A 24,953-nucleotide genomic window follows, 5' to 3' on the forward strand; every position below is an offset into this window, starting at 1 on the left:
GCGCACTGTAGGAGCGGATACTCATATGCTGAAAATCGACACCCTGCACCAGTACTACGGTGGCAGCCACATCCTGCGCGGCCTGTCCTTCGAGGCCAAGGTCGGCGAAGTCACCTGCCTGCTCGGCCGCAACGGCGTGGGCAAGACCACCCTGCTGCGCTGCCTGATGGGCCTGCTGCCCGCCCGCGAGGGCAGCGTGCACTGGGAAGGCAAGGCCATCACCACACTCAAACCGCAGCAACGGGTGCAAGCCGGCATCGCCTACGTGCCCCAAGGTCGCGAAATCTTCCCGCGCTTGACCGTGGAAGAAAACCTACTGATGGGCCTGTCGCGCTTCAGCGCCCGTGAGGCCCGCGAGGTGCCGGCCTTCATCTACGAGTTGTTCCCGGTGCTGGAGCAGATGAAACAGCGCCGTGGCGGCGACCTGTCCGGCGGCCAGCAGCAACAATTGGCCATCGGCCGCGCCCTGGCCAGCCGGCCACGCCTGTTGATCCTCGACGAACCCACCGAAGGCATCCAGCCCTCGGTGATCAAGGAGATCGGCGCAGTGATTCGCCAGCTCGCCGCCCGCGGCGACATGGCCATCCTGCTGGTGGAGCAGTTCTATGACTTCGCCGCCGAATTGGCCGACCAGTACCTGGTGATGGCCCGTGGCGAGATCATCCAGCGTGGCCGCGGTGAAAACATGCAAGCTGAGGGTGTGCGCGGCCTGGTAACCATTTAATCTGCACGCATTCCCCTTGCGAGAAGCTGTGATGAGTCATTCGATCCGCGATGCCCTGCCCCAGGATCTGCCAGGCATCCTCGACATCTATAACGACGCCGTGCTCAACACCACGGCGATCTGGAACGAACAACCGGTCGACCTGGCCAACCGCCAAGCCTGGTTCGACGCCCGCCAGCAGCAGGGCTACCCGATCCTGGTGGCGGCGGATGAAAGCGGCGTGCTGGGCTATGCCTCATTCGGCGACTGGCGGCCGTTCGAGGGCTTCCGCTACAGCGTCGAGCACTCGGTGTACATCCGCAATGACCAGCGCGGCAAGGGCCTGGGGCCGTTGCTGATGCAGGCGCTGATCGAACGGGCACGGGCCGCAGGCAAGCATGTGATGGTCGCGGCCATCGAGAGCGGCAATGTCGCATCGATCCGTCTGCACCAGCGCCAAGGCTTCGTGGTGACCGGGCAGATGCCGCAGGTAGGAGTGAAGTTCGGCCGCTGGCTGGACCTGACCTTCATGCAGTTGGTATTGAGCCCAGGGGCTGAGCCCAAGGCTTGAAGCCCTGCGAGATCCTGTAGGAACAACGGTTCGGCGCGCCTACAGGTCCGGCGCTAGTCTTACATCTGGGTAAACCTGCCCAGCCGCTGCCGGAGCATGCTGTTCTCACTGCGCAGTTGCTGCACCTCTTCGAGCAGCTCCAGCGCCAGCGCCACCCCTTCCCATTCCAGTTCCAGCTCCTGGTGAAGCTTGGCCGCGCGCTTGATCACCAACGGGGCCTGGTCGTCGAACAGCCAGTCGTCCGGCGTTCGCCCCGAAGGTTCAACGATGCCGTGCTCGACGATTTCGATCACGCAATCGGCCGAAAGGTCAGCCTCCTGGCAGAGGGTTCGCATGTCCAGTTGAACGATCAGGGTGCTGCTCATGATCAACTACTCCATTGTGTCCTCGGGTTGAACGCAGCCTTCTCCGAAAGCTGGCTCCAAAGTTCGCGGGCGGCTGCATCGGACTGGCTCGGCATGACCACCTTCAGCTGGGCATAGAGGTCACCGCGCTGGCCCTGCTTGTTGGCCAGGCCCATGCCCTTGACCCGCAGGCGCTGCCCGCTCTGGCTGTCGGGGCGGATGGTCAGGTTGATCTTGCCGGTCAGGGTCGGCACCGCGACCTTGGTGCCCAAGGCGGCCTCCCAAGGCGCCAGAGGCACGGTGATGATCAGGTCATGACCTTCGACATCGAACAGCGGGTGCGGTGCCATGCGGATGGTCAGGAACAGGTCGCCGTTGGCGCCGCCACCGACTCCCGGCGCCCCTTGGCCCTTGAGGCGGATGCGCTCGCCATCGCTGACGCCAGCGGGAATCTTCACGTTGAGGGTCTTGGTGGTATGACCGGTGCGCTGGCCGTTGGCGTTGTACTGCGGCACTTGGAAGCTGATCTTCTTCGACTCAGTGCTCAGGGTCTCCTCGAGGAAGATCGCCAGTTCCATTTCCACGTCCTGCCCCCGCCTACCGGCACTGTGCTGCTGACCACGACCAAAAGGGTTGCCGCCACGCGCACCGAAGATCGAACTGAAGAAATCGGAAAAGTCGCCGCTCTCGAAACCACCATTGCCGCCACGGCTTTCCCAGCCCGGTGGCCCCTGGAATGGCCGGCCATGCTGGCCGTACTTGCGCAGTTCGTCGTATTCGGCACGTTTTTCCGGGCTGCTCAAGGCCTCATAGGCCTCGTTGGCCTCCTTGAATTTGTCTTCGGCGTCACGCTCCTTGCTGACGTCGGGGTGATACTTGCGCGCCAATTTGCGGTACGCGGCCTTGATCGCCTTGTCGTCCGCCGTCGGCTCGACGCCCAGTATCTTGTAGTAGTCTTTGAAGTCCATCTAAGGCATCACCGTAAAATTATTCAATGCATCCGTAGATTGGGGTCAAGCATAGCCTTTCAAGGCGTCATTGGCTTTGCCGCAAGACAGACAATCGGTCTTGATTCTGCTGGCCACTGGCATAAACTGCGCGGCCGTTTTGCCTCCGGAAGCTTCTCCCCATGTCTGACGTATCCCCGGCCCGTGCCTGCGGCATCGATTTCGGCACCTCCAACTCCACGGTCGGCTGGCACCGCCCCGGCGTCGAATCGCTGATCACTCTGGAAGACGGCAAGATCACCCTGCCGTCGGTGGTCTTCTTCAATATCGAGGAGCGTCGCCCGGTTTACGGCCGCCTGGCTCTGCACGAATACCTGGAAGGCTACGAAGGGCGCCTGATGCGCTCGCTCAAGAGCCTGCTCGGCTCCAAGCTGATCAAGCACGACACCAGCGTGCTGGGCACTGCCCTGCCATTCAAGGACCTGCTGGGGATGTTCATCGGCGAGTTGAAGAAACGTGCCGAGGCCAACGCCGGACGCAGCTTCGACGAAGTGGTGCTGGGGCGCCCGGTGTTCTTCGTCGACGAAGACCCGGCCGCCGACCAGGAGGCCGAGGACACCCTGGCCGAAGTCGCGCGCAAGATCGGCTTCAAGGAAGTCTCCTTCCAGTACGAGCCCATTGCCGCAGCCTTCGACTACGAGTCGGGCATCAGCCGTGAAGAATTGGTGCTGATCGTCGATATCGGCGGTGGTACCTCGGACTTCTCCTTGGTGCGCCTGGCGCCGGAGCGCCACCTGCTCGACGACCGCCACAGCGACATCCTCGCCACCGGTGGCGTGCACATTGGCGGTACCGACTTCGACAAGCAGCTCAGCCTGCAGGGCGTGATGCCGCTGTTCGGCTATGGCAGCCGGATGAAGAGCCAGGCGTTGATGCCGACCAGCTACCACCTCAACCTGGCCACCTGGCACACCATCAACTCGGTGTACTCGCAGAAATCGCAACTAGCCCTAGGCAGCATGCGCTACGACATCGAGGACACCCTGGGCATCGACCGCCTGTTCAAGCTGATCGAACAACGCGCCGGGCACTGGCTGGCCATGGAAGTGGAGGCCAGCAAGATCGAACTGACCGAAGCCGAAAGCCGCCAGGTCGACCTGGGCCGTATCGAACCGGGATTGATGGCAGACCTGACCCGCCCACTGTTCGAAGACGCCATCGACAACCTGCTCGAACGCGTGCGCGGCAGCGTCACCGAGTTGCTGACCAGAGCCGGTGTCCGCGAGGCCCAGGTCGACACCGTGTTCTTCACTGGCGGCTCCAGCGGCATCCCGGCACTGCGCCAGAGCGTCGCGGCCATGCTGCCCAATGCACGGCATGTGGAAGGCAACATCTTCGGCAGCATCGGCAGCGGCCTGGCGATCGAAGCCCGCAAGCGCTATGGCACGGCCTGATACCCCTGGGCGTAACGCTGTCGTTTGGCTTGGGGTCGCTGCGCGCCCCATCGCCACACTAGGTCGCTCCGACAAGGCCCGTCAGACCAGTTCGGCGCGGCGCAACTCACTCTTCAGGTACGCATAGTAGATCGGCCCTGCCACCACCCCCGGCAGGCCGAACGCGGCCTCGAACACCAGCATCGCCAGCAGTAGCTCCCAAGACTTGGCGCTGATCTGGCCGCCAACGATGCGTGCGTTGAGGAAGTACTCGACCTTGTGGATAAGGATCAGGTAGCCCAGCGCGGCCACCGCCACCCAGATCGACAGCGACAGGCCGACGATGGTGATCAGGGTGTTGGATATCACATTGCCAATCACCGGCAGGAGCCCCAGCAGGAAGGTCAGGACAATGAGCGTCTTGGTCAACGGCAGGTGTACGTCGAACAACGGGAAGATCACGGCCAGGAAGATCCCGGTGAAGAAAGTGTTGAGCAGGGAAATCTTGATCTGCGCGAAAACGATGTTGCGGAAGGCCTGCACCAACAGGTTCAAGCGCTCGAACAGCGCGGCGGCCAGCGGCTTGCGCCGGGACAGGTCGGGCATGCGCTGCAACGCGACGATGGCGCCCAGGATCATGCCGATCAGCAAGGTGACGAACATGTGCGCCGCGCCCTTGCCAACCAGTTGCAGCTCCCCCAGATGGCTCTTGAGCCAATCGCCGATGGCCACCTTGAACTCGGCGGCACTGGCCGGCAGGTAGGCGTCGACGAAAGGCGGTAACTGGCCGCGGGCCTGGTCCACCAGGATCATGAACCGGTCCAACGAGGCGCCAGGGTTTTCCGCCTCATGCAGGAGGAAGCTGAAGGCACCGGCAAACAGCAGGGTCAGGGTGCTGACCACCAGAGTGCCGAGCAATGCCACCGCCAGCCAGCGCGCCCGCTGCCCGGCGATCAGCGGTTGCAGCCTGGGCGTGAGCATGTTCACCAGCTCGAACACCAGCAAGCCCGCCAGAAGGCTGGGCAACAGCTTCAGCGGCAAGGCGAGCAACAGCCCGGTCAGGACAATGATCCAGCTGGCCAGGGTGATCTGGCGGGCAGTGAAGGTCATACAACCTCGGCAGGCGACTGCGGGAAAACGCGCAGTCTGCCAGCCTTCGCCCGGCAGGCATAGAGGGTTGGCCAGCACTCAGCCAGCAATGACCCCATGCCCCGGGCGCCAGCTCATTTATTCTTCAGACACTCACTCATGTAGGTCCTGCGTTCATCGCCCTTGAGCGACTGGGCCGTAGCTTCGGCATTGCACTTGGTCATCTTCTCCTGCTGAGTGAGTTTCTTGGCCTTCAGGCAGGTGCTCATGAACGCTTTGCGCTCATCCCCTTTCAGTTCCTTAGTGGTCGCTTCGGCATTGCAGGTCGCCATCTTCTGCTGTTGCGTATTGGCGGCAAATCCTTGCGCGCACATCAACATTCCTACCAACAGCAACGGTACACGCACCATTCTCATGGAGTGATCTCCTTTTCACCGCGCCCTCTGCGCGACGTTGGCCTCAGTGTAGACAAGATTTTTTACAAGTCAGGGCCCGCTCAAGCCCTCCGGGCCTGGCGCCGGTAGTGCTCCGGAGTGCAATGGGCCTGGCGCTGGAACATGGCGATGAAGGCCGACGGACTGCTATAGCCCAGGTCATAAGCGATGGACTGGATCGGTGTATCGGCCTCCAGCGCTTCGATGGCCCGCAGGAACCGCAAGCGCAGGCGCCATTCGCCGAAACTGATGCCCAGCTCACGGAGGAACTGGCGGGCCAGGGTTCGTTCGCTGACATGGATGCGACCTGCCCAGTCAGCCAGCGGACGGTTGTCCCCCGGTTCGGCGTGCAGGGCTTCGAGAACCTGGCGCAGGCCAACGCTGCGGGCATAGGGCAGGTAGCAGGTCTGGGTCGGGGCCTGGTGCAACTGGTCGATCAGGACCTGTACCAGGCGCTGGTCGCACTCGCTCTGGGCCACCCTGAGGTCACGACGGGCGAAATCGCCGAGGATGGCCTTGAGGATATCGCTGATCACCAGGCTGCACGCCTCCTGCGGCAGATCGTGGCACAGGCTGCGGTCTAGGTAGACGGAGCGGTAGACGATGGCCTGGGGGTTGTAGCAGCTATGCTCGGTGCCTGGCGGCACCCACACCGCGTAATGCGGGGGCGAAATAAAGCGCTGGCCGTCGATGTCCAGGTGCATCACCCCACGGGAGGCGTAGTTGAGCTGGCCCCAAGGATGGCGGTGCGCAGCGCTGTGGGTATCGGCACCGAACTCGTCGTAGCGGAAGTACACCGGTGCCGGCAACTGCTCGAACCGGGGAATATCGAGGTATTTGCGAGTCATACTGTCTGCTTCGATGGGCAGGTTGTCTGGATGGAAGTATAAGCTTGTCAACGGACAGGGTGATAATGCGGCCTGCCTTATCAAGAGTCCGCTTCACATGAATTATGCGTTTCCATTGCTGGCGATCCTGATCTGGGCCGGCAATACCGTGGTCACCAAAATGTCGGCCGGGGCCATCTTCCCGGCCGAGATCGGCTTCTACCGCTGGCTGCTGGCGGGGCTGCTGTTCACCCCCTTCCTGCTGCGCCCGGTGTGGCGCAACCGCGCGGCGATCCGCCCGCACTTGGGCAAGGTCTTCGTGCTGGGCGTGCTGGGCATGGCGATATACCAAAGCCTGGCCTACTTCGCTGCAGGCATCACCAGCGCCACCAACATGGGCATCATCCTCTCGCTGATGCCACTGATGTCGCTGGCCCTCTCGATCGCCTGGCTGGGCCAACGCCTGACCTTCGGCGCGTTGATCGGGGCAGTGGTGTCCTTCGTCGGGGTGCTGGAGGTGGTTTCCGCCGGTAATCCACAGGCGCTGCTGCACCAAGGCCTGAACAGTGGAGACCTGCTGATGCTGGTCGCGACCCTCGCCTACGCCCTCTACAGCACCCTGCTGAAGAAATGGCAATTGCGCCTGCCGCAGTTGCAGTTGCTCTATCTCCAGGTGTTGGTAGCGATCATCGTGCTACTGCCGTTGTTCTTGCTGTCGCCGAAGACCGGCCTGGGCACGGGCAATATCGGCCTGGTGCTGTATGCCTGCATCCTCGCCTCGATGATCGCCCCACTGGTGTGGATGCAGGCCGTGCACCGCCTGGGGCCCAGCCGCACCACCCTGTTCTTCAACCTGCTGCCAGCAGTGACGGCGGTGATCGCCGCCCTGGTGCTGGGCGAACAGCTCGCCACCTATCACCTCTACGGTGGCCTGCTGACCCTGGCCGGGGTGATCCTCGCCGAACGCTGGACCACCCCACTGCGCCGCGCCGCTACAGCCCCGCAGCCTTGAGCCGGGCGGCGTGCTCGGTGAACAGCCGGACCGGCTCGGCGCCCTTGCCGACCGCACCCAGCGACTGATTGACGATGTCCAGATGGTCCAGCGGATAGTCATCGCCGATCACCTGGCCCAGGTGCGAGCTGAAGCGCCCGACCATGCCGTCGCACTGCCCCGGCTCCCTGACGAAACTGCGCGCGAACAGGCGGCAAAAGCGATTGCTGCCATCGAAGCGGTTGAGACCCTGGTCAGTCAGCCCCGGCTGCAAAGTGCCGGACCAGGAGTAATAACGCACCCCGTTGACCTCGGCTGGGCCCTCGCCGCCCCAAGTGGTCGGCAGGCCCTGTGGATAAGCCTGGTTGAACAATGCTACGCCGTCGCAGGTCAGGGACTGGTGCGAAGCATGCACATCGATCGGCAAGCGCTCGCGGCGCCAGCCGGTCTCCAGCCAGCCCATCAACAGACCGACCGCATGCAACAGGGCTTTGAGCAGGCGGCCCTGGGGTGAGTCCCCCGGCGCCCTGCGCGCCAAGTAGTCAGCCAGTTCCGAACCATGGTTGGGGCCGGCGATGGAGGTCACCGAGGCCACCCGGTCCGGCCGCTTGGCCGCCGCGTAGCGGGCGCTCAAGGCTCCTTGGCTATGACCGAGCAGATTGACCTTGGGCGCGCCGGTGCGTTGGCAGATGTCTTCGATGATCGCCAGCAACTGCTCGCCGCGCAGCTCGCTTGAATGCAGCGGCGAGACCTGCACCGCGAACACCTGCGCGCCTCCACGGCGCAAGGCCGGGACGATGCCGTACCAATAGGGATAGAGCAGCAGACGTACGAAACCGAGCATGCCCGGCACCAGCACCAGCGGATAGCGTGTGGCCAGATCCTGGTTCATCGCCGCATTCCCCTCCGTGGACAGTCGCTCAACACTACAGCGCCAGCCATGGCGACCGCAATCGAACTCCTGGCGCTGCGCGCGGTTCCAACCAGAACAGACCCTGAGCAAGGAGCGGGACCATGTACAAGCAGACCCTGGCAATCCTTCTGGCAAGTGCCACCCTGGCCGCCTGCGGCAGCCGTCCGGAAAACCCGGTCGACTACGTCACCTACCGCAACGAACCGCTGGTCAAGCAGGTCGAGAACGGCATGACCATGCAGCAGGTCATCGCCATCGGCGGCAGCCCATCCAGCGTGAGCGACCTGCCCCACGGCGGCACCTGCAACGACTACATCCTCAACCGCGACGGTCACCAACAGCCTTACTACGTGCGCTTCGACGCCACCGGCCATGTCGATGCCAAGGGCTTCAAGACTTGTAAACAACGCGAAGAGGACAGGGAAGCCGCCCCCGGCGCCTGAGCCTCTCCTACACCCGTGCCCCCCATCCTGACCCGTTCGGAGATGAAAATGAGCAACGTTGAACTGACCGATGTGAAAACCCTGCGCGAACGTGCGCGCCAGCACGTCGAGCAAGGCGCCGTGACCGAAGGCTACAATGCCGACCGCGAAGAGATCCTGCGCCTGCTCAACGAGTCGCTGGCCACCGAGTTGGTCTGCACCCTGCGCTACAAGCGCCACTACTTCATGGCGAGTGGCATCAAGGCCAGCGTCGCGGCCGAGGAGTTTCTCGAACATGCCACCCAGGAAGCCGAGCATGCCGACCGCCTGGCCGAGCGCATTGTCCAGCTTGGTGGCGAGCCGGACTTCAACCCCGACAACCTGAGCAAGAACTCCCATGCCCAGTACGTCGAGGGCAACACACTCAAGGAAATGGTGCTGGAAGACTTGGTGGCCGAACGCATCGCCATCGACAGCTACCGCGAGATCATCCAGTACATCGGCGAGGCGGACCCGACCACCCGGCGCATCTTCGAGGACATCCTGGCCCAGGAAGAAGAGCATGCCGATGACATGGCGGACCTACTCAAAGGGCTCTGACGCCTCAACTGCCCCAGGATAGTTCCCGCGATACCGGTAGGAGCCAGCGTCAGCTGACGCTAGCTCCTACAACATGCTGGGCAATCGCACCCATGATCAGTTGGCCTTCACCGCCTGCGGCGCCTTGCCCGCCTTCATCCGCTCCAGCAACGGCGTGCACTGGTTCGGCTCGTCACCGCTTGGCGCGATCAGCGCCAACAGGCCTGCTGCCGGGCCGATGGCCACGCCAAGGGCGACCATGCCAGCACCACGCAAGGCCAACGGCACCGCCTGCACTCCGGCGCTTGGCTTGGCGAAGGGGCCGCGCACATACAATGGCGAACGCAGCGAGAACAAGCGTAAGCCCTTGGATTGCGGCGTGATCTTCAGGTCCAACTGTTCGCTGGCAAAGTTGGCCGTGCCATTGACGTAGATGATGGCGTTCTCGGTGTCGAAGACAAACAGCCGAGTGCTGGCCAGACCATCCTTGATCCCCACGTCGGCCGCCGCGCAGTTGATCTTCACGTCCTCGTCCCCGAACAGCTTGTCGACCACGTAGTTGCCCACGTTCAACCCAGCGATCTCCATCAGGCTGCGGCTGATCGCACCGTCGTTGATCAACAGGCGTAGGTCGCCACTGGAAGTACCCAGCAAGGCCGCCACCGAGTTGCCGCGCCCAGTGAGGCTGGCATCGCCGTTGAGCTCGCCGAAACTGGTCTGCATCGGAGCAAAACTGGGGAACAGCTGCTTGAGCTTGAAGCCACGGGCGGTCAACTGTGCACGGCCCTGCAAGGGCACGCTGCGCCCGTCCAGGCGGATCCGCGCCTCGAGGTTGCCGCCGGCCACCCCGAAGCGCAGCGGCTCCAGGCGCAGCACGCCATCGTCCAGCAACACATGGCTGGCCAGGTCATTGAACGGCAGCTGTTCGCTATGAACGATGCGCTTGCCGCTGAACCTGACGTCCGCGTCCATGGCGCGCCAGCGATCGGTGCGGAACTCCTCCACAGGCAGCACCTTGCCGGCAGGCTGCTTACTCGCCCCGCCGCGGGCCTTCTGCTCGGCATTGGAATCGGCACCGATCAGCGGCGCCAGGTCCTTGAACAGTAATTGGTTGGAGACCAGCGTGCCGGTCAGTTTCGGCCGTGGCTGGCTGGCGACGAAAGCCAGGTCGCCATGGATGTCGCTATCACCGATCTTGCCGTTGAAGCCTTGGTAGCGGAACGTGGCGCCGTCCGGATCGCGCAGGTTGGCAGTCAGGTGGCCATCGGTGGAGTAGGCGGGCGAGTCTGGCAGGGTCACGCCGGTCAACGGATACAGGTTGCCCAGGCTGCTGCCCGAGAGGCGTAGGCGCAGGTCGAGGGCACCGAGGTTGCTCGGGTCGGTCAGGGTGCCGGCGAGGACAACGTGGGTGTCGGCGATGCGTACATCCGCCTGCAACGGGAACGGTTGCGCGGCATCCTGCAGCGCCAGCAGGCCACCGATCTTGCCGTTACCCGACAGTGCCTGCCCCTTGTAGCGCCCTTGTACCTTGAGGCCGAAGGCATAGTCCTGGGCTCCTCCCGCCTTGTCGGCACTGGCCTTGCCAACGATCTCACTGAACGGGATGGGTTTGCCCAACGGGTCTATCTGCACCTGCAGCGTGGTTTTCAAGATCTGGTCGTCGAGGCTGACGTTACCCTGGTCGAAGCCAATGGCACCGATGTCCAGTACCCAGCTCGAAGGTTCGGCGTTCTCATCCTCGGGGCCCAAGTCAAAGGTCCAGTTGGCGCGACCATCGGCCAAGCGCGTGAGCTTGGCAGTAGGCTTGGCCAGGTCGATACGCGGAATGACGATCTGCTGGAACAGCAAAGGCAAGGGCGACAGGCGGAACTCGACACGTTCGAGGCCGACCATTTGCGGCTCCTTGAGCCAGTCAGGGTTACCCAGGGTAAGGTCTTCGGCAATGAAGCGCGGCCATGGCACCCAGGCACGCCAGCCGCCCTCTTCCGGCTCGCGCTGCCAGCGCACGTCAAGGTTACCGTTGATCGCGAAGGGCCGGTGTAGAGCCTCGGAGACTTTCTCGTTCAACGTGGGCTTTACGCGGTTCCAGTCAAAAGTGGCAATGACCACCACCAGTACTGCCAGAAGGAACAGCAGGCTGGCAAGGATCCAGGTGAAGATTCTGGCAGGACGCGTCATTGCGTGATTCTCCTGATGACTGCATGGCACAAAGCGGGCGCGACAATGGCACTCAATATGTCGGACTGATGAAACCCCGAGGGGTTTAATCAGCCGCGCATGATAGCGAAGATTTTCCTGACCCTTTCCTCAGTTTTCCTGCGTGCAGACAGCTTCGTGTTACCTGAAAACAGTAGCGGCCACTTGCCATAAAACTCTCATAAACCATTGATTTAGAGCGGCCTAGGAGGGCCATCAATCCTATTAATTGTGACCATTATCCTTATGAACTTCTATATTGCGTTACCAAGCGTAGCATTGGCGCTGTACCCACTTTCCAGCCCCTCCAAGGAGCACCGAACCATGAAACGCCAACTGCTGCTGAGCCTCTCCTTATCCATCCTGGCCGCCAACGCTTTCGCCTTGCCGGCCGCTGACCAGCACCTGACCGCTGAGTCCCGCTCTAGCTCGGCCGAAATCGCCCAGCCCCTGAAAACCGTAGCTGAAGGTGGCTCTGACCGATTGATCGAGCGCAACAACCGCGTCGCCGAAGGTGGTTCCGACCGTCTGATCGAACGCAACAATCGCGTCGCCGAAGGTGGCTCCGACCGCCTGATCGAACGCAATAATCGCGTCGCCGAAGGTGGCTCCGACCGTCTGATCGAACGTAACAACCGCGTTGCCGAGGGTGGCTCCGACCGTCTGATCGATCGTAACAACCGTGTCGCCGAAGGTGGCTCCGATCGCCTGATCGATCGTAACAACCGTGTCGCCGAAGGTGGCTCTGACCGCCTGATCGATCGTAACAACCGTGTCGCCGAGGGTGGCTCTGACCGCCTGATCGAAAACAGCCGTGTGAGCTGATCGCCATGCCTGAAAACAAGATACCCCAGCGCTGCAGTTGCTCCCCTCCAAGCCCGGTCCATTGACCGGGCTTCGTTTTTTTATCTAGAGTGCGGACCCGTACCGCAACCGATATCCGACCATGCTGCCGCGTGCCGAACAGAAGCTACAGACCCGCCAGGCCCTGCTAGGTGCCGCCTGCCAGCTAATGGAGAGTGGCCGAGGTTTCGGCAGTATCAGCCTGCGCGAGGTAGCCAAGGCGGCAGGCATAGTTCCCACCGGCTTCTACCGACACTTCAGCGACATGGATGAACTCGGGCTGGCCCTGGTCAGCGAGGTCGACGCCACGTTTCGCCAGACCATCCGCCTGGTGCGGCAAAATGAAATCGAGCTGGGAGGGATCACCGATGCTTCGGTGCGCATCTTCCTCGATGTGGTCGCCGCCCACCGTGCCCAATTCCTGTTTCTCGCCCGTGAGCAATACGGTGGCTCGCAACCGGTGCGCCAGGCCATTGCCCGTCTGCGCCAGGACATCAGCACGGACCTGGCCACGGACCTTGCGCACATGCCACGCTGGCAGCATCTGGACGGCGCGGCCCTGGCAGTGATGGCCGACCTGGTGGTCAAGACCGTGTTCGCCACCCTGCCGGAGTTGATCGACAGCCCCGATCCAGATAATCCTCAACCACTGAGCCCGCAGGAGAAGATTACCCAGCAATTGCGCTTCATCTTCGTCGGCGCGCGGCATTGGCAAGGCCTGGGGAATCCGGGCTAGGCCTGCTCACCACTCTGTAGGAGCGGGCTTGCCCGCGATTGCGTCAGTACTGACAACACTGCGGCGAGGACTTCGCCCTCGATTCACAACCGCCCGGCAAACCAGCTCCAACGGTTACAATTCCGCATTCCTGCTACCATGGCGCGCAACGCCCGATTGCGACGATTTTTCCATGCCCGACCCTAACCCTGCCCTGCTCAGCCCTCTCCTTGCTCGATTCCGCCAGCATTTTGCCGAGCGCATCGTGCCACTGTGGCAAGGCCCGGGATGGAACGCCGATATGGCATTGCCCTATGAGGCCCTCGACGCCCAGCAGCAGCCGCTACCGGTACAGCGCTACCGGGCCATGGCCTGCGCCCGTCAGTTGTACCTGTTCAGCAGCCGCATCGGGCAGCCTGGCGCCGCCGAGCGGGCCGCCGCGCTGTTCCGCTCGTTGCAACGGCATTTCCATGATGCCGAACATGGCGGCTGGTTCTACAGCATCGATGCCCAAGGCCAGCCCCTGGACCGACGCAAGGATCTCTACACCCACGCCTTCATCGTCTTCGCCTGCGCCCATTACTGGGGCAAAGTGCGCGAGCCGCTGGTGGAGTCCACCCTCAATGCCGCATTGAACGTCGTGGCCGAGCGCTTCGCCCGTGATGACGGCCTGTATGAGGCCAGCCTCGATGAGGATTGGTCAGACTTGGGCAGCGGCCCGCTGCAGAATCCGCAGATGCACTTGGCCGAAGCCTTTCTCGAAACCCTGGCGGTACGCGACGATCCACAGGTGCAGCAAGCTCTCGAACAACTGTGTAGCGCGCTACAAGAGCATTTCATCGAGCCGCAGCACGGCCTGATGCTGGAAAGGCCCCGGGGCTCTGTGGATAACTGGTTCGAGCCAGGCCACCAGTTCGAGTGGTTCTATTTGCTCGAGACCTCAGTGCTGTTACGCGGCAGCCCGCTGCATGCCTCGATCAGCCGTGCTTTCGGCTATGCCGAGCAGCATGGCGTAAAGGACTCGGCGGTACTGGCGATGCTCGATGTGGATGGCCAGGTCGTCGACGCCACCCAGCGCATCTGGGCACAAGCCGAGTACCTGCGCGCCCTGGCACTGCGGCCGGACACTGAAGAGAAGCTGCTCGCGCAGTTGCAAGCGCTGGAGCAGCGCTTTCTGCATGAGGGCGGCTGGCATGAATGCCGTGACGCCGACGGCGCGGTCAGCCGGCATGACATGCCATCGACCACGCCCTATCACCTGGCGACCTGCCTGGAAGGGCTGCAGCGCCTGGCCTGATGCCCAGGCCGCGGCAGCCCCCATCCTAACGCCTATCAGCCCTTGGCCGAACGGTCGATCGAGAACCCGGCCCAGTCCTGGCTCACGGGCATCAGCTCCAGGCTGTTGATGTTGATGTGCGCCGGCTGGTTGAGGATCCAGAAGACGGTTTCGGCGATATCCTGCGGTTGGATCGGCTCGGCACCCGCGTAGGTGGCGTCGTAGCGCGACTGGTCGCCACCAAAGCGCACCAGGGAGAACTCGCTCTCGCACAGGCCAGGTTCGATGTTGCTGACCCGCACACCAGTGCCACGCAGGTCGCAACGCAGGCTCAGGGAGAACTGGCCGACGAACGCTTTGGTGCCGCCATACACATGGCTGCCCGGATACGGGTAGTTGCCAGCGACCGAGCCGACATTGAGGATGGTCGCCCCACGACCGTGGGCGATCAGCCGCGGCAACAGCAGGCGGGTGCTGTACATCAGGCCTTTGATGTTGGTATCGACCATGGTGTCCCAGTCATCCAGATCACATTTCTGCGCAGGATCGGCGCCCAATGCCAGGCCAGCATTGTTGATCAGGCCGCGCAGCTTGGCGAATGCCGGCGGCAGGTTGGCAATCGCCTCCTCCATGGCCTTGCGGTCGCGCACATCCAGCACCAGGCCGTGCACTTCGGTCTTGGCCGACAGCTCGGCACACAGGGCATCCAGACGCTCCTTACGGCGCCCAGTGAGCACCAGCGACCAGCCGGCGTCGGCGAAGCGCCGGGCGCAGGCCTCGCCGAAACCGGAGGTCGCGCCAGTGATGAACAGGGTGGAAGTCATGCAGTTCTCCTTCGCAGTGGGTTGCCGACGGCAGGTCTTGCAGAATGCCCGCCGCCGGCCGCCTCAGCAAGCTGCCGATGGCGCTGGGCAAAAAATGTACAACACCCCGAAAGCCTTGCGACAGAGGGGCCAGCGCGGGCTATGCGCACCTTATCCACAGGCCTTTCCCCACAGATTGGGGGCAACTCGAGCGCCAGTGTCACGGACAGTTCCATCGGAAATCACCCTCAATGCTGGCGCAAGGCTTTCAGCCATGCTGCATGCAGAGGTCTGTCCAAGGCTTTCCCACAGACTTATCCACAGGTTTCTCCAATTAGGTTGACGGCCTGCGAATGAGATAAGAACCTTGAAAAATCATGCACAAACGAAGAACGATCAAAAAACGACCAACCTCGTGAAAGCCTTTACCGACGCGGGCTTTAGCCATGTGCCACCAACTTTTCCACAGCCGCCTCCACACGATCCGTGGACAAGTCCCCCCTGTGGAAACAAGCACTTGCGGTGACTTTCTGGCGTACTTTACGCAGGGGGTGCGGCAAGTTGTCCACATAAGGATGAACAGGCAATAGTGGAGTTTGGAGTGCTGCGCTGACGACGACGCTGGCGATGGGCACTGGCTCCTAATCTAGCGTCGCTCGCAAGCATCGAGGCATGCTGGAATCCTATGGGCTGGCGCTCCGAAATCGCTTCGGAACGCCCTCCGCTCAATGCCCTCCAAGATAGGCGTTGCGCACCTCCTCATTGACCAGCAACTCCTGCCCGGTCCCGGTCATGCGGATCTGCCCGTTGACCATCACGTAGGCGCGGTCTGAGAGCTTGAGCGCATGGTTGGCGTTCTGCTCCACCAGGAAGATGGTCATGCCAGTCTGGGCCAGTTCGCGCAGGGTGGCGAAGATCTGCTTGACCACGATCGGCGCCAATCCCAGCGACGGCTCATCCAGCAGCAGAAGCTTGGGCCGGCTCATCAGCGCACGGGCGATGGCGAGCATTTGCTGCTCACCACCGGACATGGTCATGGCCCGCTGGTTACGCCGCTCCTTGAGGCGCGGGAACAGCTCGTACATACGCTGCATGTCTTCGCTGGCATGCTTGTCGCCAATGGGGATGGTCCCCATCATCAGGTTCTCCTCCACCGTCATGTCGGGGAACACCCGTCGCCCTTCCGGCGACTGGGCGATGCCGTTGGAAGCGATGTAGTGCGACGACTTGCGGGTGATGTCGGTGCCGCGATAGACGATCTGCCCGCTGGCCGCGCGCGGCTGGCCGAAGATCGACATCAGCAGGGTCGACTTGCCGGCGCCATTGGCACCGATCAGGCTGACCGTCTCACCTTCGTTGATGTACATCGAGACCTTCTTCAACGCCTGGATCGGCCCATAGAACACATCCAGGTCCTTGAGTTCGAGAATGGGCGCACTCATACCAGTTCCTCTTCGTCGGCACCCAGGTAGGCGGCGATCACCGTCGGGTTGTTGCGGATCTCCTGGGGCGTGCCCTCGGCGATCAGTTTGCCGTGGTCGAGCACGACGATATGGTCGGAGATACTCATGACCATGCCCATGTCATGCTCGATCAGCACCACGGTGATGTCATGCTCGTCGCGCAGCACGCGGATCATCCGGCTCAGGGCTTCGGTCTCCTGGGGGTTGAGGCCAGCGGCCGGCTCGTCCAGGCAGATGATCTTAGGCCGTGTGCACATGGCCCGGGCGATTTCCAGACGGCGCTGCTGGCCATAGGACAACTCGCCAGCCAGACGGTTGGCGCAGTCGACCAGATCGACGACTTCCAGCCAGTAGAAGGCGTGGTCCAGCGCGTCGCTTTCCGCCTTGCGATAGCCCTTGGTGTTGAGCACCCCGGCCAGCAGGCTGCGGTTGACCCACATGTGCTGGGCCACCAGCAGGTTCTCGACAACCGACATTTCCTTGAACAGGCGAATGTTCTGGAAAGTCCGCGCCAACCCTGCGCGGTTGACCAGGTGGGTACCACCGAACATCTTGTAGAACACGCGGCTGGCGAGGCGCTTGGGCGAGATGAAGTCCGCCACCTGAAAGCGCTCGCCGAGCAGTTGGATGATGTTGGTCCGGGTACCACGCATGTTCAGTTCGATATGTCCGCCTGTGGCCTTGTAGAAACCGGTCAGGCAGTTGAAGACCGTGGTCTTGCCGGCGCCATTGGGGCCGATCAGGGCAAAGATGTCGTTGCGCTTGACCTTCAGGCTGACGTCGCTGAGCGCCTTGATGCCACCGAACTGCATCATCAGGTTGTCGACCGAGAGAATGATATCGTCGCTCATGGCGCCACTCCTTTACGCGGGACCACACCGGTGCGACTGATACGGATCAGCCCACGCGGTCGCCAGATCATCATCAGCACCATGAGTACACCGAACAGTAACACCCGGTACTCGGAGAAGCTGCGCAGCAACTCCGGCGCCACGGTCAGTACGAACGCCGCGATCACCACCCCCACGGTCGAGCCCATGCCGCCGAGCACCACGATGGCCAGGATCAGCGCCGACTCGAAGAAGGTGAAGGACGATGGGTTGACGAAGCCCTGGTAAGTGGCGAAGAACACTCCGGCCAAGCCTGCGGTAGAAGCGCCGATGGTGAAGGCCGAGAGTTTCACCAGCACATGGTTCAGGCCCATGGAGCGGCAGGCGATCTCGTCCTCGCGCAGGGCTTCCCAGGCCCGGCCTACGGGCATGCGGGTCAGCCGGTGCTTGATGTAGAGCACCGCCAGCACGACCATGAACAGCACGATGTAGATGAACAGGAATTTCAGGTTGGGGTTGTAGTCGATGCCGAAGAACTCATGGAACGGCACCCCGCCGTCCTTGGCCCGGCGGCCGAACTCCAGGCCTAAAAAGGTCGGCGAAGGCGCTGGCATGCCATTCGGGCCTCCGGTGAACGACAACCAGTTATTCAGCACCAGGCGGATGATCTCGCCAAAGCCCAAGGTCACGATGGCCAGGTAGTCACCATGCATGCGCAACACCGGGAAGCCGAGTATGCAGCCGGCCAGCGCCGCAGCGATCGCCGCCAGTGGCAGGACGGTCCAGAAGCCCAGGCCCAGGTACTGGTACCCCAGCGCCAGGCCGTAAGCGCCAATGGCGTAGAAGGCCACATAGCCGAGGTCGAGCAGGCCGGCCAGACCGACCACGATGTTCAGGCCCAGACCCAGCAGCACGTAGATCAGGCCGAGGATGACCACGGTCAGCAGGTACTTGTTGGCGAACACCGGAAAGACGATGGCGATCACGATCAGCGCCGGGATGATCCAGCGCAGGCGCGATTTGTAGTTCGGCGCCAGCACGTGCACGCCTGAACCGCCGCTGTCGAAGCCATGGAGAATGCGTTGGCCAGTGGCGGTCTGCAGGAACAGGCTGAGCACGAAGCGCCCGACCATCACCCCGCCGACCAGCCAGGCCACGCGGGAAGGTTCGGCATTGAAGCTGTAGCCATCGAGCACCACGCCAACGACGGGGCCAAAGACGATCAGGGCCAGCAAGCCGGCGACGATCGTCTCGATCAGGCTGCGTTTGATATCGAGTCCGGAAGAATTGGCAGCAGACATACTCACACCTTAGCCACGAGCGGGCGCCCCAGCAGACCTTGGGGACGGAAGATCAGGATCAGCACCAGCAGAGAGAAGCTGAACACGTCCTTGTAGTCGGAGTTGATCAGGCCGGAGAACAGCGACTCGGAAATCCCGAGGATGATCCCGCCGAGCATGGCACCGGGCAGCGAGCCAATGCCGCCGAGTACCGCGGCGGTGAATGCCTTGATACCGATGATGAAGCCGGCATAGAAGTCGAAGGTGCCGTAGTTCATGGTGATCAGCACGCCGGCCAGGGCGGCCATCACCGCGCCGATGACGAACACATAGGAGATCACCCGGTCGGTATTGATCCCCAGGATCGAGGCCATCTTGCGGTCTTGCTGAGTAGCGCGGCACATGCGGCCGAGCTTGGTGAACTTGATCACGTAGGTGAGCAGGCCCATACCGACGAAGGCAGCGACGAGGATGAATATCTTGGTATAGGTCAGTTGCACGAAACCAGTCCCCACCTCGACACGCCAGGCCCCTTCAAGGAGGGTCGGCACGCCTTGCTGGCGGGCGCCCTGGCTGATCTGCGCGTAGTTCTGCAGGATCAGCGAGATACCGATGGCACTGATCAAAGGTGCCAGACGGGTGGAGTTACGCAGGGGCTTGTAGGCGATGCGCTCGATGGTGAAGCCATAGACACCGGTGACGACGATGGTGAACAACAGCGTTCCCAGCATCAGCAAAGGGAAGGATTCGATACCGAAATAAGCCAGCAATGCCAGGCTGATCGCCGCGAGGTACGCGGAGATCATATACACCTCGCCGTGCGCGAAGTTGATCATGCCGATGATGCCATAGACCATTGTGTAGCCGATGGCGATCAGACCATAGACAGACCCCAGGGTCAGCCCATTGATCAGTTGCTGCAGGAAAATACCATCCATAACGCAATCTCACCTGATTGAGATTGCACGAGCGCCGACCACGGCGGGCCTGGGATGACACGGCCCTCGCAGCGCAGAACTGGTGCAGATCTACGAGTAGAAACGGGTACCGCAGGGGCATTGGCCCAGGCGCGCGCCCGGGCCTGGGCCTTTGTTATTTTTGTTTTTCCAGTTGGTGGTACTTGCCGTTGGCATCCCACTGATAGACCACGTAGTCGGAGACGGTCAGATCGCCCTTGCTGTCAAAGCGCTTCTCGCCCATGACGGTCTGGACCGGGTTGGCCTTGAGCCACTTGGCGGCGTCCTCGCTGTTGTTCGACTTGGCGCCGTTGAAGGCCGCGGCCAGGACCTGGACCGAGGCGTAGGCGTAAAGCGTGTAGCCTTCAGGCTCGGTGCCGCTCTTGCGGAACTCGTCGACCACCGCCTTGCTGTCCGGCAGCAGGCGCGGGTCGGCGCCGAAGGTCATGTACACGCCGTTGGTGTACTTCGCGCCCCCGGCAGTGGCGACCAGTTCATCGGTGACGATGCCATCATCGGACATGAACGGGATCTCCAGGCCAGCTTCACGCAGCTGGCGCACCAATGGGCCGGCTTCCGGATGCAAGCCACCGAAGTAGACAACGTCGGCACCCGTACCGCGAATCTTGGTGACCACGGCGCTGAAGTCCTTCTCGCCGCGGGTCAGGCCCTCGTAGAACACTGGGGTTACGCCGCGCTTGGCCAGTTGGGTCTTGGTCGCATCGGCAAGGCCCTGGCCATAGGTGTCCTTGTCGTGCAGTACCACGACCTTCTTGCCCTTGAGCACGTCGACGATGTAATCGCCGGCGATGATGCCTTGCTGATCGTCACGCCCGCACATGCGGAATATTGCGGAAAGGCCACGCTCGGTCACCTGGGGGTTGGTCGAGCCGGGAGTAACGGCGATGATGCCGGCCTCGTCATAGACTTCCGAGGCGGGGATGGTGGAAGAAGAGCAGAAGTGTCCCACCACAGCAGCGACTTTTTCCTGGTCGACCAGACGGTTGGCCACCGCCACGGCCTGCTTGGGCTCACAGGCATCGTCGGCCTTGACCAGGACAATCTTCTCGCCGTTCACCCCGCCTGCAGCGTTGATCTTGTCGGCCGCTGCCTGCGCACCTTTCATGTACTGCTCGCCAAACGCTGCGTTGGCACCGGTCATCGGGCCTGCTACACCGAACTTGATGTCGGCCTGAACATACGAAGAAACACCCAGCGCCGAAGCCACGGCGAGAGCCAGGAAACCTTTCTTGTAAAACGTCTGCGACATGAGGTGGTGCTCCTAGAGTTTTTTTGGTTGGCACTACAACTTTCAGCACTTGCTCCGAGCAAGGGCCGTGCCATTGGTTTTGTCTTCCGGGAAAACACGCTGGGAAGTTGCCTGTAGGCGACCGACGGCCTTTTCTTTATTGAGCGTGCAACCGCCTGCCCCAAGGCAGGCGCCACCAATCCCTCGACAAAGGAGCAACCCGCAAGTGCCATCATTGCAACCCTGGCAAGTGTTAACGTGCAACCGACCTGTAACAGCCGACGTCACCGAAGTGCACATTCCTGGTGCGAAACTGCTACAGCGAGCACCTTTCCAAGGCTAGCTGGCGCACGGAAAATCGCCGCAGCTCCCTGTCAATTTGCTGATTTTCCTCATCCGGAGAAAAAGGCTGGCACAATGGCCACCAATTCCGCGCGCTTCATCCGCTTCGGAGAGCGCCGCCGACCTGGAGCCCTTCAATGAGCGAGAGCGCATTCGCCGAGCGCATCGTGCACAACCTGCTCGACACCGACTTCTACAAGCTGACCATGATGCAGGCGGTGCTGCACAACTACCCTGACGTGGATGTGGAGTGGGAGTTCAGGTGCCGCAATGGCGAAGACCTGCGCCCTTATCTGGCAGAAATCCGCACTCAGATCGAGCAGCTTTGCGAACTTAGCCTGGATGACGAACAGCTGGGCTTTCTCGAACGTATCAGTTTCATCAAACCGGACTTCCTGCGCTTTCTCGGCTTGTTCCGCTTCAACCTGCGCTACCTGCAACTCGGCATCGAAGACGACCAGCTATGCCTGCGCCTGCGCGGCCCCTGGCTGCATGTGATCCTCTTCGAAGTGCCACTACTGGCAATCATCAGCGAAGTGCGCAACCGCCAGCGTTATCCACAGATGCGCCTGGGCGAAGCGCGTGACCAGCTCTACCGCAAGTTCGACTGGCTGCGCGCCCACGCCAGCGACGATGAGCTGGCCGAACTGCAGGTCGCCGACTTCGGCACGCGCAGACGCTTCTCGAGCAAGGTGCAGGAAGAGGTGGTGCGGCTGTTGCGCGATGACTTCCCAGCACGCTTCGTAGGCACCAGCAACGTCAACCTGGCATGGAAACTGGATATCAAGCCCTTGGGCACCATGGCCCACGAATGGATCATGGCCCACCAGCAGCTCGGTCCGCGGCTGATCGACAGCCAGATCGCCGCCCTGGATTGCTGGGTCCGCGAGTACCGCGGCTTGCTCGGCATCGCTCTGACCGATTGCATCACCATGGATGCCTTCCTGGGCGATTTCGACCTGTACTTCGCCAAGCTGTTCGACGGCCTGCGCCACGACTCCGGTGATCCGGTGCTCTGGGCCGAAAAGGCCATCACCCATTACCGCGAGCTGGGTATCGACCCGATGACAAAGACCCTGGTGTTCTCCGATGGCCTCAACCTAACCCGGTCGCTGGAAATCTTCAGGGCCCTGCGCGGTCGCATCAATGTCAGCTTCGGCATTGGTACCAACCTGACGTGCGACATCCCCGGGGTGGTGCCGATGAACATCGTGCTTAAAATGACCGACTGCAACGGCTCGCCGGTTGCCAAGATTTCCGATGAAGCCGCCAAGACACAGTGCCGCGACCCTAACTTCGTCGCCTACCTACGTCATGTATTCAAAGTCCCCAGCAAGGAGTAACCCATGCAAGCCGTCCAGCGAGAGATTGCGCAGCAGCTCAAGGTGCAGCCGCCCTTCGCCGACGCCGCCGCGCTCGAGGCCGAAGTAGCCCGGCGCGTGGCCTTCATCAAGGACTGCCTGGCCAATGCCAGGCTCAAGACCCTGGTCCTGGGCATCAGCGGCGGTGTCGATTCGCTGACCGCCGCCCTGCTCGCCCAGCGCGCGATCAACGAGTTGCGCGCAGAAACTGGCGATCAGGCTTACCGCTTCATCGCGGTGCGCCTGCCTTACCAGGTACAGCATGACGAGCACGACGCCCAGGCCAGCCTGGAAGTGATCAAGGCCGATGAAGTGCATACCGTCGACATCGCCCCGGCGGTGCGTGCCCTGGCGGCTGAAGTCAAGGCACTGGAAAACGGCGCGCCGGCCATGGTCGACTTCGTGGTCGGCAATACCAAGGCCCGCATTCGCATGGTCGCCCAGTACACCATCGCTGGCGCACGCCAGGGCCTGGTGATCGGCACCGACCATGCTGCAGAGGCGGTAATGGGCTTCTTTACCAAGTTCGGTGACGGAGCCTGTGACCTGGCGCCACTCAGCGGCCTGGTGAAGAACCAGGTACGTGCCATTGCCCGCAGCTTTGGCGCGCCAGAATCGCTGGTGGAGAAAGTGCCGACCGCCGACCTGGAAGACCTGGAGCCGGGCAAGCCGGACGAAGCTTCCCATGGCGTGACCTACCAGGAAATCGACGCCTTCCTGCACGGCGAGCCGGTCAGCCAGGAAGCTTTCGACATTATCGTCGCCACCTATCGCAAGACCCAGCACAAGCGCGAACAGCCTTTCGCGCCTTGAGGGCCCTTGGGGCCGCTTGGCGGCCCTATTACGACGCAAGGCCGCTCTCTCAGACTCAGCGCCACCTTTGAAATCGGCGCCAGTTCTGCGGGAGCGGCCTTGTGCCGCGATAGGAGGGCAAAGCCCTCCCATAGTGGGTCATTACTTGACGATGACTTTACCCTTCATCATCGAGATGTGGCCTGGGAAAGTGCAGAAGAAGCTGTAGTCACCACCGGCTTCCAGCTTGGAAGTGTCGAATTTCACTTCGGTTTCTTTCTCCGGCGCGCCGATCATCGCGGTGTGGGCGATGATGTTGGCGTTGTCTTCCTTCAGGTAACCCTTGTCGATGCCCTGAGTCAGGCCTTCGGTAGCAATGGCCTGCATGTCCTCAGTCTTACTGATCACCAGGTTGTGACCCATGACGTTCTTCGGCAGGTTGCCGGAGTGAGTCAGTTTGACAGTGAACTCCTTACAACTCTTGTCGACGGTGAATTCGTTGGTGGTGTAGGACATCTGGTCGGTCGACTCGACTGTCACCTCACACTCAGCAGCAAAGACTTGGGCACTGGCGAGGGTCAGCAGGGATACAGCAACAGCTTTCGCAAACATCGTGAATCTCCTTGGCAGGGTTTTATCAGTTCGCATGCTGCCTGAGCAACGGCACACCCTCCCTGATATGAGTCAAGGCGGTGGCCAAGGGCCAGACAGTTGAATTGTTCTATGGATTGTATACACAAAACCAAAGGGCACATCATGCGCCAATAATAGACGATGGGACAACCTCTCATTTAGGAGCAAACAACATGTCCCTTGGTAGCTTGATCAACAGCCTGCTAGCCGCCTACGCCTGCGGCGCCGCCGGCGCCACCTGTGAATTCTCCCGTCCCGAGTGAATCCAGGCTTGGAAGCGAAGGGCATGCCCCTTACCCTGTGTGCGCTTGCAATGGGAGAGAAGCAATGCCTATACGTTCCGTTTGTGTATTCTGCGGCGCCAGCACCGGCGTCAACCCGGCCTATCGCGAGGCCGCCATCGCCCTCGGGCAGACCGTCGCCCAGCGGGGCCTGACGCTGGTCTATGGTGGTGGCGCGGTGGGCTTGATGGGCATCGTCGCTGATGCGGCCATGGCCGCTGGCGGTGAAGTGATCGGCATCATTCCGCAAAGTCTGATGGATGCCGAGGTCGGCCACCGCGGCCTGACCCGCTTGGAAGTGGTCGACGGCATGCATGCGCGCAAAGCGCGCATGGCCGAACTCAGCGATGCGTTCATCGCCCTGCCCGGCGGCCTGGGAACCCTGGAAGAACTGTTCGAAGTCTGGACTTGGGGCCAGCTCGGCTATCACGGCAAACCCCTGGGCCTGCTGGATGTGAATGGTTTCTACAGCAAGCTGGGCAGCTTCCTGGACCATGTGGTGGAAGAGGGTTTCGTACGGCCGCAACACAGGGAGATGTTGATGCTCAGCCAACAGCCGACAGACCTGCTCGAGGCCATGAACGAGTTCAAGGCCCCGGTGCTGCCGAAGTGGGTGGACAAGAAGCCGGATTGAGGCCTGCAGAATGACGTAGAAGCCAGCGTCAGCTAGCGCCTACGTC

General features: G+C 62.0%; 26 protein-coding genes. 12 read left to right on the forward strand and 14 right to left on the reverse strand.

The window, feature by feature from the left end; all coding sequences use genetic code 11:
• Positions 1-25 precede the first annotated feature (25 nt).
• Both urtE and ACYU03_RS23245 read left to right on the forward strand, forming a co-directional pair.
• Positions 26-724, forward strand: coding sequence for an urea ABC transporter ATP-binding subunit UrtE (gene urtE / locus ACYU03_RS23240; RefSeq protein ID WP_461886951.1), 699 nt, complete (start codon positions 26-28; stop codon positions 722-724).
• 31 nt (positions 725-755) lie between these two features.
• Entirely contained in the window at positions 756-1,274 is a 519-nt protein-coding gene (locus ACYU03_RS23245; RefSeq protein WP_461886952.1) for a GNAT family N-acetyltransferase, read from the forward strand.
• Between the two features lie 59 nt (positions 1,275-1,333).
• Here the strand turns inward: ACYU03_RS23245 and ACYU03_RS23250 are convergent, their stop codons facing one another.
• Together ACYU03_RS23250 and cbpA are read right to left on the reverse strand one after the other, a co-directional pair.
• Positions 1,334-1,639 (reverse strand): chaperone modulator CbpM, encoded by a 306-nt coding sequence (locus ACYU03_RS23250; protein ID WP_461886953.1) that lies wholly within the window; start codon positions 1,637-1,639, stop codon positions 1,334-1,336.
• A 2-nt stretch (positions 1,640-1,641) separates the two neighbouring features.
• Positions 1,642-2,586 (reverse strand): curved DNA-binding protein, encoded by a 945-nt coding sequence (gene cbpA, locus ACYU03_RS23255; RefSeq protein ID WP_461886954.1) that lies wholly within the window; start codon positions 2,584-2,586, stop codon positions 1,642-1,644.
• A 161-nt stretch (positions 2,587-2,747) separates the two neighbouring features.
• On the opposite strand from cbpA, the gene ACYU03_RS23260 reads away from it, so the two are divergent.
• Positions 2,748-4,019, forward strand: a complete 1,272-nt coding sequence (locus tag ACYU03_RS23260; protein WP_461886955.1) for an Hsp70 family protein — start codon at positions 2,748-2,750, stop codon at positions 4,017-4,019.
• An 81-nt stretch (positions 4,020-4,100) separates the two neighbouring features.
• Here ACYU03_RS23260 and ACYU03_RS23265 read toward each other — a convergent pair whose 3' ends face one another.
• The 3 genes from ACYU03_RS23265 to ACYU03_RS23275 all read right to left on the reverse strand — a co-directional run bounded on the left by ACYU03_RS23265 (position 4,101) and on the right by ACYU03_RS23275 (position 6,369).
• Positions 4,101-5,108 carry an AI-2E family transporter gene (locus tag ACYU03_RS23265; RefSeq protein ID WP_461886956.1) on the reverse strand — a complete coding sequence of 336 codons (1,008 nt, stop codon included), beginning with the start codon at positions 5,106-5,108 and terminating at the stop codon, positions 4,101-4,103.
• A gap of 113 nt (positions 5,109-5,221) precedes the next feature.
• Complete coding sequence (locus ACYU03_RS23270) at positions 5,222-5,503, reverse strand: PsiF family protein (RefSeq protein WP_461886957.1); 282 nt, start codon at positions 5,501-5,503, stop codon at positions 5,222-5,224.
• A gap of 80 nt (positions 5,504-5,583) precedes the next feature.
• Positions 5,584-6,369, reverse strand: coding sequence for an AraC family transcriptional regulator (locus tag ACYU03_RS23275; RefSeq protein ID WP_461886958.1), 786 nt, complete (start codon positions 6,367-6,369; stop codon positions 5,584-5,586).
• A 97-nt stretch (positions 6,370-6,466) separates the two neighbouring features.
• Here ACYU03_RS23275 and ACYU03_RS23280 point away from each other — a divergent pair, with 97 nt between their 5' ends.
• Positions 6,467-7,360 carry a DMT family transporter gene (locus tag ACYU03_RS23280; RefSeq protein ID WP_461886959.1) on the forward strand — a complete coding sequence of 298 codons (894 nt, stop codon included), beginning with the start codon at positions 6,467-6,469 and terminating at the stop codon, positions 7,358-7,360.
• Here ACYU03_RS23280 and ACYU03_RS23285 read toward each other — a convergent pair.
• Positions 7,341-8,231: a lipase family alpha/beta hydrolase gene (locus ACYU03_RS23285; RefSeq protein ID WP_461886960.1), complete on the reverse strand. Its 891-nt coding sequence runs from the start codon at positions 8,229-8,231 to the stop codon at positions 7,341-7,343. The two genes, ACYU03_RS23280 and ACYU03_RS23285, sit on opposite strands and share 20 nt — an antisense overlap.
• 122 nt (positions 8,232-8,353) lie before the next feature.
• Here ACYU03_RS23285 and osmE point away from each other — a divergent pair, with 122 nt between their 5' ends.
• Positions 8,354-8,695: an osmotically-inducible lipoprotein OsmE gene (gene osmE, locus ACYU03_RS23290; protein ID WP_461886961.1), complete on the forward strand. Its 342-nt coding sequence runs from the start codon at positions 8,354-8,356 to the stop codon at positions 8,693-8,695.
• 48 nt (positions 8,696-8,743) lie between these two features.
• Positions 8,744-9,274 carry a ferritin-like domain-containing protein gene (locus ACYU03_RS23295; protein WP_461886962.1) on the forward strand — a complete coding sequence of 177 codons (531 nt, stop codon included), beginning with the start codon at positions 8,744-8,746 and terminating at the stop codon, positions 9,272-9,274.
• Between the two features lie 96 nt (positions 9,275-9,370).
• On the opposite strand, the gene ACYU03_RS23300 is transcribed toward ACYU03_RS23295, so the two are convergent.
• Positions 9,371-11,431 carry an AsmA family protein gene (locus tag ACYU03_RS23300; RefSeq protein ID WP_461886963.1) on the reverse strand — a complete coding sequence of 687 codons (2,061 nt, stop codon included), beginning with the start codon at positions 11,429-11,431 and terminating at the stop codon, positions 9,371-9,373.
• A 342-nt stretch (positions 11,432-11,773) separates the two neighbouring features.
• Here ACYU03_RS23300 and ACYU03_RS23305 point away from each other — a divergent pair, with 342 nt between their 5' ends.
• The 3 genes from ACYU03_RS23305 to ACYU03_RS23315 all read left to right on the forward strand — a co-directional run bounded on the left by ACYU03_RS23305 (position 11,774) and on the right by ACYU03_RS23315 (position 14,304).
• Positions 11,774-12,274, forward strand: a complete 501-nt coding sequence (locus ACYU03_RS23305) for a phage infection protein (protein ID WP_461886964.1) — start codon at positions 11,774-11,776, stop codon at positions 12,272-12,274.
• Between the two features lie 121 nt (positions 12,275-12,395).
• Positions 12,396-13,028, forward strand: a complete 633-nt coding sequence (locus ACYU03_RS23310; RefSeq protein ID WP_461886965.1) for a TetR family transcriptional regulator — start codon at positions 12,396-12,398, stop codon at positions 13,026-13,028.
• A 172-nt stretch (positions 13,029-13,200) separates the two neighbouring features.
• The gene (locus ACYU03_RS23315; RefSeq protein WP_461886966.1) at positions 13,201-14,304 is read left to right on the forward strand and encodes an AGE family epimerase/isomerase; all 1,104 of its coding nucleotides are present in this window, start codon (positions 13,201-13,203) and stop codon (positions 14,302-14,304) included.
• A gap of 35 nt (positions 14,305-14,339) precedes the next feature.
• Here ACYU03_RS23315 and ACYU03_RS23320 read toward each other — a convergent pair whose 3' ends face one another.
• The 6 genes from ACYU03_RS23320 to ACYU03_RS23345 form a co-directional block, all read right to left on the reverse strand.
• The gene (locus tag ACYU03_RS23320; RefSeq protein WP_461886967.1) at positions 14,340-15,107 is read right to left on the reverse strand and encodes an SDR family oxidoreductase; all 768 of its coding nucleotides are present in this window, start codon (positions 15,105-15,107) and stop codon (positions 14,340-14,342) included.
• Positions 15,108-15,811: 704 nt separating this feature from the next.
• Positions 15,812-16,528, reverse strand: a complete 717-nt coding sequence (locus tag ACYU03_RS23325; RefSeq protein WP_461886968.1) for an ABC transporter ATP-binding protein — start codon at positions 16,526-16,528, stop codon at positions 15,812-15,814.
• Entirely contained in the window at positions 16,525-17,400 is an 876-nt protein-coding gene (locus tag ACYU03_RS23330; RefSeq protein WP_461886969.1) for an ABC transporter ATP-binding protein, read from the reverse strand. Before ACYU03_RS23330 ends, ACYU03_RS23325 begins: the two co-directional genes overlap by 4 nt.
• Positions 17,397-18,680, reverse strand: coding sequence for a high-affinity branched-chain amino acid ABC transporter permease LivM (gene livM / locus ACYU03_RS23335; RefSeq protein ID WP_461886970.1), 1,284 nt, complete (start codon positions 18,678-18,680; stop codon positions 17,397-17,399). Before livM ends, ACYU03_RS23330 begins: the two co-directional genes overlap by 4 nt.
• 2 nt (positions 18,681-18,682) lie before the next feature.
• Positions 18,683-19,597: an ABC transporter permease subunit gene (locus tag ACYU03_RS23340; RefSeq protein WP_461886971.1), complete on the reverse strand. Its 915-nt coding sequence runs from the start codon at positions 19,595-19,597 to the stop codon at positions 18,683-18,685.
• A gap of 154 nt (positions 19,598-19,751) precedes the next feature.
• On the reverse strand, positions 19,752-20,885 hold the full coding sequence (locus ACYU03_RS23345; RefSeq protein WP_461886972.1) for a branched-chain amino acid ABC transporter substrate-binding protein: 1,134 nt from the start codon (positions 20,883-20,885) through the stop codon (positions 19,752-19,754).
• Positions 20,886-21,343: 458 nt separating this feature from the next.
• Here ACYU03_RS23345 and pncB point away from each other — a divergent pair, with 458 nt between their 5' ends.
• Both pncB and nadE read left to right on the forward strand, forming a co-directional pair.
• Positions 21,344-22,549: a nicotinate phosphoribosyltransferase gene (pncB, locus tag ACYU03_RS23350; protein WP_461886973.1), complete on the forward strand. Its 1,206-nt coding sequence runs from the start codon at positions 21,344-21,346 to the stop codon at positions 22,547-22,549.
• A gap of 3 nt (positions 22,550-22,552) precedes the next feature.
• Positions 22,553-23,380, forward strand: a complete 828-nt coding sequence (nadE, locus tag ACYU03_RS23355; protein ID WP_461886974.1) for an ammonia-dependent NAD(+) synthetase — start codon at positions 22,553-22,555, stop codon at positions 23,378-23,380.
• Positions 23,381-23,521: 141 nt separating this feature from the next.
• On the opposite strand, the gene azu is transcribed toward nadE, so the two are convergent.
• Positions 23,522-23,971 carry an azurin gene (azu, locus tag ACYU03_RS23360; RefSeq protein ID WP_461886975.1) on the reverse strand — a complete coding sequence of 150 codons (450 nt, stop codon included), beginning with the start codon at positions 23,969-23,971 and terminating at the stop codon, positions 23,522-23,524.
• Between the two features lie 348 nt (positions 23,972-24,319).
• Here azu and ACYU03_RS23365 point away from each other — a divergent pair, with 348 nt between their 5' ends.
• Positions 24,320-24,907, forward strand: a complete 588-nt coding sequence (locus tag ACYU03_RS23365) for an LOG family protein (RefSeq protein WP_461886976.1) — start codon at positions 24,320-24,322, stop codon at positions 24,905-24,907.
• Positions 24,908-24,953 lie beyond the last annotated feature (46 nt).

It is taken from the genome of Pseudomonas sp. X10 (assembly GCF_054889225.1).